The 14,005-nt window shown below is 41.0% G+C and carries 17 protein-coding genes; 5 read left to right on the top strand and 12 right to left on the bottom strand.

Translation table 11 applies throughout. The annotated features are described in order from the left end of the window. Nucleotides 1-100 precede the first annotated feature (100 nt). Nucleotides 101-976, top strand: a complete 876-nt coding sequence (locus U868_RS0121315; protein WP_080694403.1) for a sulfite exporter TauE/SafE family protein — start codon at nucleotides 101-103, stop codon at nucleotides 974-976. Nucleotides 977-1,342: 366 nt separating this feature from the next. Here the strand turns inward: U868_RS0121315 and U868_RS0121310 are convergent, their stop codons facing one another. The 5 genes from U868_RS0121310 to U868_RS0121280 form a co-directional block, all read right to left on the bottom strand. Then, nucleotides 1,343-1,561, bottom strand: a complete 219-nt coding sequence (locus U868_RS0121310; protein ID WP_025155043.1) for a hypothetical protein — start codon at nucleotides 1,559-1,561, stop codon at nucleotides 1,343-1,345. 272 nt (nucleotides 1,562-1,833) lie between these two features. Beyond that, the gene (locus U868_RS25775; RefSeq protein ID WP_029991444.1) at nucleotides 1,834-1,977 is read right to left on the bottom strand and encodes a hypothetical protein; all 144 of its coding nucleotides are present in this window, start codon (nucleotides 1,975-1,977) and stop codon (nucleotides 1,834-1,836) included. 256 nt (nucleotides 1,978-2,233) lie between these two features. Further along, the gene (gene nlpA, locus U868_RS0121300) at nucleotides 2,234-3,049 is read right to left on the bottom strand and encodes a lipoprotein NlpA (protein ID WP_025155042.1); all 816 of its coding nucleotides are present in this window, start codon (nucleotides 3,047-3,049) and stop codon (nucleotides 2,234-2,236) included. Nucleotides 3,050-3,708: 659 nt separating this feature from the next. Continuing rightward, nucleotides 3,709-3,924 carry a hypothetical protein gene (locus U868_RS24840; protein WP_071997752.1) on the bottom strand — a complete coding sequence of 72 codons (216 nt, stop codon included), beginning with the start codon at nucleotides 3,922-3,924 and terminating at the stop codon, nucleotides 3,709-3,711. Between the two features lie 137 nt (nucleotides 3,925-4,061). Next, the gene (locus tag U868_RS0121280; RefSeq protein WP_025155040.1) at nucleotides 4,062-4,769 is read right to left on the bottom strand and encodes a LexA family protein; all 708 of its coding nucleotides are present in this window, start codon (nucleotides 4,767-4,769) and stop codon (nucleotides 4,062-4,064) included. A gap of 369 nt (nucleotides 4,770-5,138) precedes the next feature. Between U868_RS0121280 and U868_RS0121270 the strand changes: the two genes are divergently transcribed. After that, nucleotides 5,139-5,561 carry a hypothetical protein gene (locus U868_RS0121270; protein WP_029991443.1) on the top strand — a complete coding sequence of 141 codons (423 nt, stop codon included), beginning with the start codon at nucleotides 5,139-5,141 and terminating at the stop codon, nucleotides 5,559-5,561. A 106-nt stretch (nucleotides 5,562-5,667) separates the two neighbouring features. After that, nucleotides 5,668-5,907 carry an HP1 family phage holin gene (locus U868_RS26395; protein WP_430623541.1) on the top strand — a complete coding sequence of 80 codons (240 nt, stop codon included), beginning with the start codon at nucleotides 5,668-5,670 and terminating at the stop codon, nucleotides 5,905-5,907. Nucleotides 5,908-6,265: 358 nt separating this feature from the next. Here the strand turns inward: U868_RS26395 and U868_RS0121260 are convergent, their stop codons facing one another. Beyond that, complete coding sequence (locus U868_RS0121260) at nucleotides 6,266-6,472, bottom strand: hypothetical protein (RefSeq protein WP_025155038.1); 207 nt, start codon at nucleotides 6,470-6,472, stop codon at nucleotides 6,266-6,268. Between the two features lie 93 nt (nucleotides 6,473-6,565). Between U868_RS0121260 and U868_RS0121255 the strand changes: the two genes are divergently transcribed. Further along, nucleotides 6,566-6,832 carry a hypothetical protein gene (locus U868_RS0121255; protein ID WP_025155037.1) on the top strand — a complete coding sequence of 89 codons (267 nt, stop codon included), beginning with the start codon at nucleotides 6,566-6,568 and terminating at the stop codon, nucleotides 6,830-6,832. Between the two features lie 189 nt (nucleotides 6,833-7,021). On the opposite strand, the gene U868_RS25625 is transcribed toward U868_RS0121255, so the two are convergent. Next, nucleotides 7,022-7,516 (bottom strand): putative adhesin, encoded by a 495-nt coding sequence (locus U868_RS25625; protein ID WP_162817275.1) that lies wholly within the window; start codon nucleotides 7,514-7,516, stop codon nucleotides 7,022-7,024. A 345-nt stretch (nucleotides 7,517-7,861) separates the two neighbouring features. Here U868_RS25625 and U868_RS0121250 point away from each other — a divergent pair, with 345 nt between their 5' ends. Next, the gene (locus tag U868_RS0121250; protein WP_025155036.1) at nucleotides 7,862-8,902 is read left to right on the top strand and encodes a hypothetical protein; all 1,041 of its coding nucleotides are present in this window, start codon (nucleotides 7,862-7,864) and stop codon (nucleotides 8,900-8,902) included. Between the two features lie 461 nt (nucleotides 8,903-9,363). On the opposite strand, the gene U868_RS0121240 is transcribed toward U868_RS0121250, so the two are convergent. The 5 genes from U868_RS0121240 to U868_RS0121220 all read right to left on the bottom strand — a co-directional run bounded on the left by U868_RS0121240 (nucleotide 9,364) and on the right by U868_RS0121220 (nucleotide 13,702). Next, nucleotides 9,364-9,912: a hypothetical protein gene (locus U868_RS0121240; protein WP_025155034.1), complete on the bottom strand. Its 549-nt coding sequence runs from the start codon at nucleotides 9,910-9,912 to the stop codon at nucleotides 9,364-9,366. A gap of 88 nt (nucleotides 9,913-10,000) precedes the next feature. After that, on the bottom strand, nucleotides 10,001-10,402 hold the full coding sequence (locus tag U868_RS0121235) for an H-NS family nucleoid-associated regulatory protein (protein ID WP_025155033.1): 402 nt from the start codon (nucleotides 10,400-10,402) through the stop codon (nucleotides 10,001-10,003). Nucleotides 10,403-11,083: 681 nt separating this feature from the next. Beyond that, entirely contained in the window at nucleotides 11,084-11,815 is a 732-nt protein-coding gene (locus U868_RS0121230) for a hypothetical protein (protein ID WP_025155032.1), read from the bottom strand. 164 nt (nucleotides 11,816-11,979) lie between these two features. Further along, nucleotides 11,980-13,230 (bottom strand): tyrosine-type recombinase/integrase, encoded by a 1,251-nt coding sequence (locus tag U868_RS0121225; protein WP_025155031.1) that lies wholly within the window; start codon nucleotides 13,228-13,230, stop codon nucleotides 11,980-11,982. Between the two features lie 283 nt (nucleotides 13,231-13,513). Beyond that, a complete protein-coding gene (locus U868_RS0121220) occupies nucleotides 13,514-13,702 on the bottom strand; it encodes a helix-turn-helix transcriptional regulator (RefSeq protein ID WP_025155030.1) in 189 nt (62 codons plus the stop codon). Between the last annotated feature and the right edge of the window lie 303 nt (nucleotides 13,703-14,005).

Below are 14,005 nucleotides of genomic sequence, written 5' to 3'. Positions count from 1 at the left end.
CAGACCGCTGTTAATCTCTGTTTTCTGCTTATCCGGAACTCAGACGTTTATTTTTCCTGAGAACAGCATCCTGGCTGAAATACAATACCGGTTGTCCCGTATGCAAAAGCAGATTGCCCGTCTGCTGTTTATAGTATGGGTAACGATTATGTTCAGCGGGGCAGGTGCTGTGTTTTTACTCTTATTGGCGTGTGGCTGTATTGTCGGTTCGACAACGGTATTGTTTGGTTTCGGCGGTGGTTTCTTTATTGTTCCGCTGCTTTATGCACTGTTAACTGCCGCAGCGGACAGCCATACTGCGGCTGCCGCCATGCATATCGCAGTGGCGACATCTACCGGAGTGATGATATTCAGCGCATCAATGGCAACCCTTCGTCAGCATCGTGCCGGAATGATTAACTGGCCGCAGGTGCGCCCGCTGACGGGATATATTGCGGCGGGTGCGGTCGCAGGCGCACTGCTGGCCATTGCTGTTCAGGGGATATGGGTTAAGTGGTTGTTTATTGCTTATCTTGCCATCACTATTCTGGACAGTATTTTCCGTCCCGGGTTTATGACACAGTCAGCGTCTCATCTGAGGCCAATGTCTGCGGGTGCTACTGCGGCAGCCGGGACGGTGATTGGTGTGGTGGCTGCGTTTTTGGGTGTGGGCGGCAGTGTGATGACCGTTCCGCTGATGCGCCGCCGGGGGGCGGAAATGGCACAGGCGACGGCAATGGCCAATCCGCTGTCGCTGCCGATGGCACTGACCGGCACACTGACTTACATTCTGCTGGCCCGCCATGAAACGGCGGCATTCGGCAGCGGTTTTGCCGGTTATGTGGATATTCAGGCTTTTATATTGCTGATTGCCGGTTCCTGGCTGGGGCAGAAAATCAGTGCGCCGCTGATTGGCCGGATCCCGGATAAGTTCTATGCAAAATCTTATCTGGCGCTGCTGATATTTGTACTGCTGGTGATGGTGATAGTGCAATAACTCCGGGATCTCCGCCGAAAAATAGTGATTTCCGGAGAAATAACTGATTTTGAGTTGCCGGTTGATTTTGTGATCTATCAGCTTTACTTATAGCTCTGGATATCCTTAAATATCTGCGGGTTCTTTGTTTGTCAGATACTAAGTAAGGTTTACAGGAGATTCGATCATGTCACCAATGACGAAAAGTACGATGGTATACCCTATTGGTTTCTTCACCTGCATGGCGCTCATTATCTTTGTTATTGCGTTAGTGATTTGATGACGGGTAATTAAGAAGAAAAGAAAACCTCCCGCGTGTGAACGGGAGGTTTTTTTACGGCCCCGGTATGGTGCCGGTTTAATCCGCGGATAGCACCGTTATCATGATCAGATTGCGCTCTGTTTTTCCTCTTTAACTTTTTTCGCTTTTTTTCCTTTCTCGCTTTTTACTTTTGCGTCGTGTTTTACGGCTTTTGCATGGCTGTCTGCTTTCGTGGCGGTAATACCGGAATGCGCGGCTGAAACTGCCGGTGCCGGAGTCGATGCCATTGCACCGAAAGAGAATAAACCGGCCAGAGTTGCAACAATAAGGGCTGAATGTTTCATTATGATATCCTCAGGATTACGGGAGTATTTATACCTGCTTTGCGGGTATGGATGAAACATATTCCTGTTTTTTTCGCCGCACAACGGGATATACATAAACAGCGGCAATATTTTCAAATCTCCAAAAAACTGACAAATCCTGATATTTCACTATAGTCAAAAATAATCATTTTTTATTTTAAAATCAGTGCGTTGAGTTTATTTATTTTTGAATTTAAACGAATCTTCAACAGAAAATAAATTTATTATGGGCACCGATTACGTTTTTTTTGTCATTCTTCTGTCAGCCTGACCCGGTGCGTCTTGTCTTTTTCTGAAAGATATGCAGTGTAATTATCCGCAAAGCGGTTGATACGCTCCATGCCTCTGATGATCTTTGCTGCTGCCTTATCGGTATCGCTCTGATTTTTATTCATTGTTTTTTCCTTTACAGTGCCGGTGCTCTGACTATTATCAGAAAAAATAGTAATTAATAACTTAAATTGAATTAATCCGGGTTATCAGAAAGAATTAAGGGAGCCTTCATTTTCTTTTTCCGGAGAGGATTATTGTGAAAAGTTAAATAAAAAAATCGGCTCCGGGATCAGGTGCTATCGGGTTCAGTACTGCGCCGGGGATTGAATGAGGCATGAGTTACCGTGCCGGAGAGTCTCCGGCACGGTATCATTCAGATTACCAGCCGGGAACCGCGCCGCCGTTAAACAGCGTTTCCGCCGCTTTGGCGACTTCCGGTGACTGATAGGCTTTAATAAATTTCTGCACATTCTCCGCGTCTTTATTATCGTCACGGGTGACAATAATATTGACGTACGGTGATTCTTTATCTTCGATAAATACACTGTCTTTTACCGGAGATAGACCGGTCTGCTGAATATAGGTGGTGCTGATAATGGCTGCGGTTACTTTCGGATCTTTAATCACCCGGGGTAACTGAGCGCCTTCCAGCTCCATGATATTCAGTTTCAGCGGGTTTTCGGTAATATCCAGCGCGGTAGGTAATAAACCGGTGCCGGATTTTAATTTAATCAGCTTCTCTTTTTCCATTAATAATAATGCCCGCCCCAGGTTTGTCGGGTCATTTGGCATGGCAATAGTATCACCGGTTTTTAATTCACTGATATTTTTGATTTTATCGGAATAACCGGCCATCGGAAATACAAAGGTATTTGCCACGGCGACCAGGTTATAACCTCTGGCTTTATTGTCCTGAGCCAGGAAAGGACGATGCTGGAAGACGTTGGCATCAAGATCACCATTGGCGGTCGGATCATTCGGTAACAATGAACCGCTGAAACCGACCAGCTCGACATCCAGCCCGTATTTTTCTTTGGCCACTTTTTTCGCAACCTCAGCCACATCCTGCTCGGCGCCATTAATCACACCGACTTTAATTTTTGTCATATCAGTTGTGCCCTTATCACAACCTGACAGTAAAAATCCCAGTGCTAAAACGGCACCGGAAAAAAACAGAGAGAATTGCTTTTTCATTATGTTCACCATTCTGTTTACTGAAAGTATGTATCAGTAAATAGCGGCAAAATGGAAGAAAGGTCAACGGGAAGGGTGATGCAAAAATTTCATCTTGACAGAAATAAAAAAAAGCCCGCAATCCGCGGGCATAATCACAACATTTCTTCAGGGTACTCTCTACTTGGATGAACTCACTATACCGGAGCGGATGTGTAGTAGTGTCCGGCTTTTTAAATTCTGATTAATGTATTATCGGGATTTGTCAGCAAACCATGACAAAATGTGACAAAGGGCACATTAATACCCAAAAGTTATCCCAGTGAGAAAAAAAGAATATAGCAAACCGGAAAACAGCCGTTGTATTGAACAAATACGCGGTTACTGATCTGATCATGCTGTGATATTCCGATATACTCATTCAGGAAGCCTGTTTAATGATAAGTAATGCATGTTGTTATTTATCAACGATAAACAGAGCAACAATATGGCAAATAAAATCTTTTCACCAAAATATAAGCCGACAGAGCGGGTCGCTTTTGATATGGCACTGGCTCTTGCATCCAAAATTGAATCAGTTAACACACCGGCATAATTAATGGCCGGGATCGCGGCACTGTATCCGGGATGCTACAAAGCGGCTGACAATCAGCGTAAACGGGATTATCCCGGATCATATGTCAAACTGCATTCGGCCGGGTAATTCTGTGGCTGACGGAGAGTGCTTTTGTGACTCTGTCCATCGGCTGTCTGTTCAGAGACAAGAGTGGCCGTTTTTCATCACATTCTCCGTTAAGGGCGGTTTTCAGTTCTGTATTAAGCCGGTATTTCGCCTGTAAATTTTGTCTGCGTGCAGCCCGGCGGGCTCTGGCGCAGTGATATCCCCGGCAACTCATGTTTACCTCCTTTGTGTTTTTGAACCGCTGTCATAAAAGTACTGATTGTATTATTTACGGGCAATATTTCTGCTGATAAATAAATACCATAGGTATTATCAATAAACAATAAAATACCCTCCGGCACGGGGGGATGATTACAGCTTCATCATCATCTGAACGGCAACACCGATAATTTTGCAGTCACCGTTAACTCTCATGGCCGGCCACGTCGGGTTGAGTCCTTTCAGATACCAGTTGCCGCCGTCGATCACCAGTTTTTTGAACGTTGCTTCGTTGGAGTCCGTCAGTTTTGCGACGACCAGACTGCCGTTTTCGGCGTCTTTTCCGGTATCAATCAGGATCAGGGAGCCGTCAGGCACACTCTTGCCGGCTGGTGCGGTCATGGAGTCCCCTTCGACTCTCAGCCAGAATGCGGCACCCTGAACATGGGTTTCTGACTCATACCACTCATCGATTTGATCCAACCCGTAAGCTTCATTTGCCTCATTCCAGGCACCTGCCTGCACCCAGCTGATCACCGGATATCGCGGGGAGGGCTTGTAAGGACGAAGGCCGGAAATATTGCTGTCAATAGCGGCACTCAGTGCCTGTGCCTCAGCGGCAAGAGACGGACTGAAATCAGAAATCGGGACATTGAGTTGTGCGGAAAATACACTTGCTATCTGTAAATTCAATGCATTACGGCCGTTAAGATAGTGACCAACGGCACCCTGACTGATATTCAGTATGTCAGCAATACTTTGTTGGGTGATACCCAGCTCTTTTTTCTTTGACTCATACAAAGCTTTCAGTTTTCGGCAGTCTGCCAGCTGTTCTGTCGTCAGTTGTCGTTTTTCACTCATACTATAGTAATACCAAAATTAAGATTTTTGTCAATACTAAAGATATTGACATTTTTAATAGCTAAGATATTATTTAATTCATCAACAGATGATGTTGTCCCGCTCTTTAACAGATTGCGCTGAAAAATGCGCACCAACAGCCTGAATCACACTCTGTATGTGAACGGGTGCCGGCATGCGAAACGCATCGCTGTCAAAACAGCATCCCGTCAGCGGGATGATCGCCGGTGTTCTCCGGCACTATTTAGTTTCAGTAACTTTATTTAAATTTGCCCTGCACATTAATTTTATTTAATAACATCCGGCATTGCTTCGTGTAATACAGGGAGTTGCCGGTAATTTACAGGATGATACTTCAGAGGATATATTATGACTGAGGAAAAATTTAAAATATACGCTAATATTATCCGGGTCTGCCGGGATTATGATTGTTTTACCAACAGCGATGCCGCGCGATATACGAAAACATCTGAAACCTTTATCCGTACATATACCACGATTCTGCATAAAATCGGCAGCCTGATAAAAACCGGTATGATTAAGCGGGGACGCCATTATATCCCGCAATATGCGGTAGCACCTGATGCCGTCACTCGGCTGTACCGCTATATCCGTGAAATAAGAGGAGAACCTGAACCGGTGCCGGTGATGAAGTGTCCGTCAAAAGGAAAAGGAATGAAACGGATTAAATTTTGCGGGCGGGTGGTAAATAAAGCTTTTATTTCACCCGGGTTCGGGCGTTCAGCAATTACGGATATTGATGCACGGTTAAAAATGGTAAGAAATAAATAACCGGAAACAGGATTACACGGATTTTCATATTGCAGACATTATCTGAATTTACCTTTCAATAATATTTACGCAACCCTCTGCAAGGGAGTGTATATGAGCATGTCAGATAAATATTCCGGGCCCGCAGCATATACCCGGGGGCTTATCACTTCCGTTCCGGGGATTATCGCTGGATCAGTGTGCCGTTCTTATCGGGATTGTCTGCACCATCGGTACATTTTTCATCAATTGGTATTACCGGCGGAGAGGTCGGAAGAATGCAGAACAGCCCTCTGCGGAGGGCTATATCTGCCGGGCTGCGGGGTTATTATGCCTGATGAGTTTGAAGGGGCTTAATTCCCCCTGAATCCGGGGGAATAACACTATTCTTTCTTTTCGTCTTTACGCAGACTAAATCCATAAAAAATGATTCCGATAGCTGCGAGTGACATGAGTGTGTTGTGCGTTTCTTCTTCGGGTATTACAAACCATCGAAAGCAGGAAAGAACGAAAACAATCGTACCGGCAATCATGTATTGAGTTGATTTTGGTTTGCTTTTTAGTTTTCTTAGCATGAGGTTTCTTTTTTTCTGAAATAATTAGCATATTTGTATGAGTATACACGGTCGGGTATCCTGCACAACAGATTATCATGCTATAGAGGTTTGGCGCGGATACGTAACCAGGTTAAATAACCAGTGGTTTTGATGTTTATGATAAATAAGTTAAATGGCTTTATTTATTGATTTTTCGATAGCTTTGCACTCAGGGCTATTTCCGTCAACCTGGTCTATTTTGCCCGGCTGGTTCCCTTCCGGAGTATCCATTTTTATTACGCATGCATCCTGATCGGTTTGGTGTTTGATTTTTGATGAGCATCCCGCAGCCAAAAGAAAAGGTACGATAATTAATAATGTTCCGATCTTATGCATGTCAATTAACCCTGTATTATAAAGTATCAGAGCCCGATGCTATCAGAGTAACGGGATGAAATAAAAACTATTTCATAAATTCCGGACGTCGCCATGTGCGACCTTTTTTCATATACGCCGCCACAAAATTCTGAACAAACAAACGCAACGGCTATCAACCAGCGTGTGGTACTCGGCAACATCAAAGCCAAAGAAACAGAGGACACGAAGAATGTCAAAATTAAAACCGTTATCAGAACGGGGTTTAAAGACAGTGAGTGCGTTGTTACTCCTGTTTTCCCCGGCATTATTGGGAAATTGCAGCAATACGAAAGAGACATTCGTTTCCGCGCCGGTGGTTCCGGTTCAACTGACCGCTGATTGTCCGCTGCCGATCATTCTGGATGAACTGACATCCGGTGGGCGATCCTGTTGCTGACGGATGCGATGAAGTCGATAGCTGACTGTTATCACGATAAACGGGCAATACGGGAGATTGAGGCGGAGAGATAAGGGGTCGTATGAATAGTAATGGCGACCCACTTCGATGAATCAATTAATTAACACCCATTAGACTCGGCATGCAACCCAGTGAATTATAGTATGTTCGTTTTTCATATTGTAATACCTGACGATGTTTGACAGTTTTTTTTCCCTGCCCGGGGCTGCACGTTCAAGTGATACACCAAAAGGGCAGTGAAAATTTTCTATTGAGCTCAGTATGTGTTCATCGTAGGCGGCGTTTTCAATGCCGGAAAAAACTCGTGGTCGCGGGGTAGACGTAGCGCGCGTGTTCCAGGCATGAACCACATTGCTGGCAATCGTTTTACCTCTTGATAAAAGCAATTCACAATCAATCGGAGCCCAAAAAACGATAGTAATGCTGGGAGGAACGGTACAATGAATGGTGTCACCCTGGCTGTTGCGAGCTAATCGCCCATGTCCGTAAACAACTACATGGTTGCTGATTAACGGAGCCACGAGAGAGGCGTTGGGGGAGGATCCGTAAAATCCGTCATCGTCACTGTCGGATGAAAAATCAAAAAGACTACCGTAGTCAGACATATATAAAAATCCATTTTGTAATTCAAGTTAAAGTAACAACTGAGACTATATCAGCGTGGTACTATTTTGATATTGGTGTTAATAATTGGTTATAAGTTAATTTTATATGTGTTTACAAATGTGAAAATGATTGCGTTCTTATTTTTTCAACGACTGAATGGTGGGCAGATCAAAATTTTCTTTTAGGCTGGTGTGTAGCTGTTAAACAGACAAAATCTAATGTCGCAGATAACGTTTAATCCCTTGAATATTTTCATAAGATAGAAGATTATATTGGTGGAAGTATTGTTGAGCCTGTGGGTTATTATAGTTTCTATTTGATATAATATATAAAGGAAATTATTAATGGGAGGTTATATTAAAAAGTTATCACGAATATGTTGGAACTCTAATAATTGGAAAAAACCATCGGGAGATGAAGGGAAATCTAAAAATAAAGATAGCTATGAGTATCAATATGGGTTTGGTCATGAAGAATGGATTTTTGATACAAATAAGATAATAGATGGTTATCATTATGCATATTTACAATCCATTTACAACCATGGAGATAGAAAGTGTGTGTATGATATATCCTTATATACGATAAAGTCAGAAGGGAATAAAAAAATACGATATTGGCTTGGAGAAATTATTCAGGTTGAAGCAGTGGATGCTGAGGAATCAAAGAGGATACTAAAAATATATAAGGAAAAAGGATGGTATGATGAAATGAAGGCCCAATTGGGAACCGTGGGAGCTGATACTTATGAATTTGATAAAATAAGAGAGGAAGATTTTTTTGTTATTAGATTCAAGCCGGAAAATTTAATGTCTGTGACACCTTACTCATTTCCATATACAGATCCGGCGGTACCTTCAAATTACTACAACTTACTTAATTTCATATGCAATCCAAGTATTAATAGGCAAGATGATTCATTCAAGTTTGTATCTGGGAATAAAGATAAAAAAGAAATTGGGAATAGAGAGAATAGTAAGTCAGATATTGAAATTAAATATTTACACAACAGTATTCAAAAAGGCTTGTATGATTTACTATGTTCAGAATATGGGGATGATAATGTAGGAACTGAAAACAATACTGGGTATAGTTCAAGAATAGATGTTGCTGTGAGATTAAATAATTCAACCTTCAATTTCTATGAGATAAAAACAGGCACAAGCGTTCTGGCTTGTATACGTGAAGCTTTAGGGCAAATTATCGAATATGTGCATTTTAGGAGTATCCCTGTAAGTGTGGATAAAATGTTTATAATTGGTATGTGTCCACCTAACGAAGAAGAAATTAGATACATAAAAAACCTTAGAAAAGAGTATAACATCCCTATTTACTATCAACAGTATTTCATAAAGGATAGTTGTCTTGGCTCTGAGGAATATTAGTTTGTGAAGCTAATTTAATTTCCCAGTATCATATGAACTGTATGAAGCAGGGAAGAACGAATCCATCCAAAATATCAGAGCATAAAATAAACTGGGTGAATATGAATATAGGTGAGTTGTGTTAGTCAAAAATAATAATGTTCTGTGTCAATGCTGCATTATGGACTATTCTACCTGTCATTGATGGATACTATACTTGGCATGGGCGAGGACTTAATCTACTATTTATAGTCATTCAAGCTCTGGTCTATCTCCGTGATAATAAAAACATGTTTATCGACTATGATACTGTTCTTAAATTCATAGATCTCAAAAACGTGAGAATTCTTTCATCTACTAATTTACCTAAATGTTATCAAGATAAATTAAATGCATATTTATATTGCCTTCCTAATGAGAATGAACTCTTCGCTCATGAATTTATTACGTCTAATCTATTCAAGATCATTGGGCAGGATTGGTTATAACCAAAACTTCCACCATGCTTTGTTATTTTTTATTGAACATTTATCTTCAAACAACAATTCTGTATTTATTAAGGTATTAACAGAAGGAGATTCATTCCTTATATAGTCTGTTAATGGAATCCATTCATCCTGATTTAATGTTTCAAAGTGCTCTAAAGAAATACCAATAGATGAGAATAGAGTGTTTTTTGAGGTCAACGTTTCCTGACACCAAAATAAATAAGCTTCCCCAACTGGAAAACAATCATCCCAGCTTTCTATAAAATCAGATCCTAATACCACTTCTTTATAACAACGTGAAATTTTACAATCACCAAAATAGGAAAAATCATTTATCAAAGATGTCTCCGCTCTTTGCTGGCTGGTATAGAAACAGATTAGATAAATCCCTTCTGTGCTACTGAGTCCAGCATAACGGTTTTTCATCAGCTTATGCGGACAATCTATCCCACTTCTGTTTTCCCATCTTTTAGAACGAAAGAAGGCATCCTGAATATTCTTAAGTTTGATTGCAACATCAACTCTGTAAATGTAATCATCCATATCATTGCACCATAATCGTTAATATATAAGCACAAAATCCGCATAACAGTATGCTAGCGGGTTTGTTTTGAAGAATGTAGTTTTTTAATTAATTGATTTCAAAATCTTCGAGACTTTTACCGCTTTCCAGTGCAACTGCAATCACTTTTGGTGTTCGACCCTGACCTGTCCACGTTTTCTCATCGCCATTTTCGTCGATGTATTTGTATTTAGCCGGACGAGCTGCTCGAACAGCAGCAGGACGTGAAGATTTAGCATTACCCAGTAGCTCAGACGGGTCAATGCCATCTTCAAGCAGTTGCGCACGCAGGGCTTCGATTTTGCCCTGACGTTCAGCATTTTGTTGCTGTGCGATTGTCTCTTCTTGGCGTTTATCCTCGATAATAGCTGTTAATTTTTCGAGTATCTCTTCCAGTGTAGCCAGATCTGTTTCTCGTGCCTGTGAGCGAAGTGTACGGATGTTATTGAGAGCTTTAATAGCGTCAGTCATTGTCTTTTATCCTGAGTGTATAAGATCAATACAATGATACCATAAAACGTATAGAACCTGAAAAATTCAACCTTCCGTAGATATTATTGTTAAGTCTTTATTGATTATATAAGTATCAGTCTCGATCTGCTTCTTATTTTTGTTAATTTATTGTTTCGCTAAGTGAAAATAAAAATTAGTGAGTGAATTTTATTTTTTTGATTTTTTTTATGAGGTTTTTATCCTTTTATATGTAAAAATGTTAGGTGACCGCTCGATAGTGTCTTGTATGAATAGAGGGGGGATTACCGTATTGAATCAACAATCCATTGAAACTCTTCATCATTCAAATTGCTAAATAAGCTCTCTTTGAATTTAAGGTTAAATGAAAGTTTGTTTCCTATAAATATCAAATTCGTAGGCTCAATCACACACCAAAACCTAACTAAATTTTTGTCATTTGTGCATAGATAACTCTTTGTTTCAGGATTTATTGCTGTGGCCCACAAGAGATAGTCTATCGCTCTAAAATCAGATAGTGCATTATAGGCGTGTTTTTGAGTGTACTCTTTAGGCGGTTTTGGTTTGAATATTTTTTTGCTGGATTTTATTTTGGATTACTTAATGCAGCGCTAAGAGCTGCAATGAATAAAATGCTTTTTCTGTCTATGTGATTTGATATGGCGATTCCCTTTAGGGTTTTTATTGTTTTTTTCTTTTTTTAATGGCTGTTTCTTTATATAGGTGGAGGATAATTTCTTGTATGAATGATATTTTACCTATATTATTTTTGTATAGTTGAGATAACATTCCAAAAGTAGATTCTGTTAATGTCTTACAACTATGAGGTATAATAGAATTAGGTAGTGTTTTCTTCACTATCGACACAGCTTCTTCGCATTTTTCTGCCAAATCATTTTTTGTTCTATCATAGGATTGATTATTCCCCTCTAACATAAAAAGTGATGGGTTAATGATTATTTTATCTGTTGATATTAAATCAAAAAAATCATTGCCAATACTCTCCCTTAGTTCTCCATTGTTATATCTTGTATTTAATATGTTAAATACGTTTTTATCTAAAAGATATTGTGAATCACTTGGCGTAATACCTGCTGGCAGCCACCCCCCAATTGTTAATGCAATGATTTTTAATGGCCAGCTTGATTCTATCTCTATTTTGGTGATTTTATCCTTTATGTTAAGTTCAGGTGGTAGTATTTGTTGGTTTGATATTTTACAGCTTGCTATTTTTAAAGGGATTATTTTTTCTTGGTTGTCCTCTCCCAATAATATTTCTGTTTCTTCGAAGTTTAAAGGCTTGAAGGTGATATCCTCAATAAATACTTTTTCTATATCGTTCATATGTAAAATAATGGTTTTTTTATTATCTTTTTTTGAAATAGATAACTCACCTTCTAAGAAATCATCCATTCTATTTCTCCTAATGTTATGATTATAAATGAGTATAACTTGTCTTTCTCTTATGAGGATGCATATAAGTTATGACTGTATCCAATTAGCTTCAATCTGCAGGAGCAAGCGTAGATAGTAGCTACTCCTGCTGACAATTGAAGTATCACTAATACATCTGATATTTATCCCTTCTTCGCAAACTCAAACGGCCTAACCATCCCGCTGCCGTTAGCATCCAGAAAATCAGCCCACCATTGCAACATCAGGCGGCGTTCATCCAGATGTTCAGCCTTATGGATGTATGCGGCTCGAACAGAACTACGTTCTTGGTGACTCATCTGTCGTTCAACGGCATCTCTTGACCATAATCCTGATTCAATCAGAGCGCTACAGGCCATTGTGCGGAATCCGTGGCAACAAACGTCTTTTTGGGTGTTATAGCCCATAGCGCGTAATGCCTTATTAATTGTGTTTTCACTGATAGGCTTGTCAGCATAGCTAAAACCTGCGAATACAAATTTATGAGCGCCACTGATAGCTTTGATCTCTTTCAGAACGGCGAGACTCTGCTTACTCAGCGGCACCAGATGGGGAGTCTTCATCTTTGAGCCGCGATGAGAGAACTTGACGTTTTTAAGAGGTTCTCGTTCTGCAGGAATCGTCCATAGCGCATTTTTGGAATCAAACTCTGACCAACGTGCAAATCGTAACTCGCTGGAACGAATAAAGGTCAGCAAACACAATCGAACAGCCAATTGGGTAAGTCCTTTACCTTTATATTCCTCTATACGTTCCATAAATTCAGCTATACGTTCAAGGGGAAGTGCTGGATGATGAACACTTTTGGCTGTTCCTATTGCTCCTGCCAGATCATAAGCCGGGTTATGCTCAATAAGGGCATTATGTACGGCATAGCGCATAATGGCGGTGATACGCTGTTGAAGCCGTGAGGCCAGTTCCAGATGCCCGTTCAGTTCAGCTTTTTTTACAGGAACCAATAAATCACGAGTTTTCAGGTCGGTAACATTTTTCTGACCTATGATCGGAAAAACATGAGTGGTTAGGCTGTTGAGTATCAGTGTACGGTGGCCTTCTGACCATGTTTTATTGCTGGAATGCCAGCTTCTTGCTACCGTTTCAAAAGTTAAAGCGCCACTCTCTTCAATTTTATCCGCTTTTTTCTTCTCGCTGGGATCAATGCCATTAGCAATCAGTTTTCTGGCACTGTCACGTCTCTCCCTTGCTTCAGCTAGGGAGACGGCAGGGTAGACGCCAAGCGCCAGCATCTTTTGTTTACCAGTGAAACGGTATTGAAAACGCCAATACTTTGAACCACTTGGGTGGACAAGTAGATGCATACCAAACCCGTCAGTGAGCTTGATTGGCTTACTGGAAGGTTTTGCAGATTTAACTTTTACATCAGTTAGAGCCATTGGTTGCACCTCCCTGTGTTGGTACAAAACATATCGAACTTACGATACCAACAGATATACCAACAAAGCAAGGTTGATGTAGGCGGATGTTAACGATTTTTGGCGAACAAAAGGATATGGCTAACTTATTGTTTTTTAGATGGTTGATGGTTATCTCAGGACGTTGTCGAACAAGTCTCTGGTGTCCCCTGCAAACACCGAACACGCTCGCATTATATTGGAATTGTTAGTAATTTTATATTGGTGTGCATGGGGTGCCCGCAAAGATGCCCACAAAGGCATTTTAACGGCATGAAAAAGAGTTTTTCCACTTGCGGTAATCACCCATTTTCCAGCGTGACCTCTCACCGATTTTTATCGGCTTTGGCAGGTTGCCTTTATTGATCTGGCTGTAGAAATATTTGGAAGTGAAGCCAGCATCTCGCGTCATGAACTTCATGTCAATTAAAGAATCATCGTTAATGTTATCCATCCTTCATCTCCTTCTGTAACGTACGCACGTAATACCCGAGCACTCTCTTTGCCGGAAAGCGCAGGTGATTAAGTGGTTTAAATTTCGGTGTGTATTTGTCGAGTATTGCGGTGTGTTGTTCGTCTGATGTGTACTGCATTAATTCCTTCAGGCATTCCCTTGCTATTCGTCTGCGTCCGTTCTCTGCTTCCTGTGGTGTCATAACTTAACGCTTCCGTCCACCTGATCCCCGTACACATCCCACTCGCCGTATTTCTCCCTGACAAACAGTTCAATGCGCGGTACATCGCCATATAACTCTTC

The sequence above is a fragment of the Morganella morganii H1r genome (assembly GCF_000633515.1).
GTDB classification, from domain to species: Bacteria; Pseudomonadota; Gammaproteobacteria; order Enterobacterales; family Enterobacteriaceae; genus Morganella; species Morganella morganii_B.
This window is presented reverse-complemented; position numbering and strand designations above follow the sequence as displayed.

Excerpts from the sequence above, each read along its gene's own strand:
- U868_RS0121315 (WP_080694403.1), top strand. The coding sequence starts at position 101 with ATGCAAAAGCAGATTGCCCGTCTGCTGTTTATAGTATGGGTAACGATT.
- U868_RS0121310 (WP_025155043.1), bottom strand. The coding sequence starts at position 1,561 with ATGAAACATTCAGCCCTTATTGTTGCAACTCTGGCCGGTTTATTCTCT.
- U868_RS25775 (WP_029991444.1), bottom strand. The coding sequence starts at position 1,977 with ATGAATAAAAATCAGAGCGATACCGATAAGGCAGCAGCAAAGATCATC.
- nlpA (WP_025155042.1), bottom strand. The coding sequence starts at position 3,049 with ATGAAAAAGCAATTCTCTCTGTTTTTTTCCGGTGCCGTTTTAGCACTG.
- U868_RS24840 (WP_071997752.1), bottom strand. The coding sequence starts at position 3,924 with ATGAGTTGCCGGGGATATCACTGCGCCAGAGCCCGCCGGGCTGCACGC.
- U868_RS0121280 (WP_025155040.1), bottom strand. The coding sequence starts at position 4,769 with ATGAGTGAAAAACGACAACTGACGACAGAACAGCTGGCAGACTGCCGA.
- U868_RS0121270 (WP_029991443.1), top strand. The coding sequence starts at position 5,139 with ATGACTGAGGAAAAATTTAAAATATACGCTAATATTATCCGGGTCTGC.
- U868_RS0121260 (WP_025155038.1), bottom strand. The coding sequence starts at position 6,472 with ATGCATAAGATCGGAACATTATTAATTATCGTACCTTTTCTTTTGGCT.
- U868_RS0121255 (WP_025155037.1), top strand. The coding sequence starts at position 6,566 with ATGTGCGACCTTTTTTCATATACGCCGCCACAAAATTCTGAACAAACA.
- U868_RS25625 (WP_162817275.1), bottom strand. The coding sequence starts at position 7,516 with ATGTCTGACTACGGTAGTCTTTTTGATTTTTCATCCGACAGTGACGAT.
- U868_RS0121250 (WP_025155036.1), top strand. The coding sequence starts at position 7,862 with ATGGGAGGTTATATTAAAAAGTTATCACGAATATGTTGGAACTCTAAT.
- U868_RS0121240 (WP_025155034.1), bottom strand. The coding sequence starts at position 9,912 with ATGGATGATTACATTTACAGAGTTGATGTTGCAATCAAACTTAAGAAT.
- U868_RS0121235 (WP_025155033.1), bottom strand. The coding sequence starts at position 10,402 with ATGACTGACGCTATTAAAGCTCTCAATAACATCCGTACACTTCGCTCA.
- U868_RS0121230 (WP_025155032.1), bottom strand. The coding sequence starts at position 11,815 with ATGGATGATTTCTTAGAAGGTGAGTTATCTATTTCAAAAAAAGATAAT.
- U868_RS0121225 (WP_025155031.1), bottom strand. The coding sequence starts at position 13,230 with ATGGCTCTAACTGATGTAAAAGTTAAATCTGCAAAACCTTCCAGTAAG.
- U868_RS0121220 (WP_025155030.1), bottom strand. The coding sequence starts at position 13,702 with ATGGATAACATTAACGATGATTCTTTAATTGACATGAAGTTCATGACG.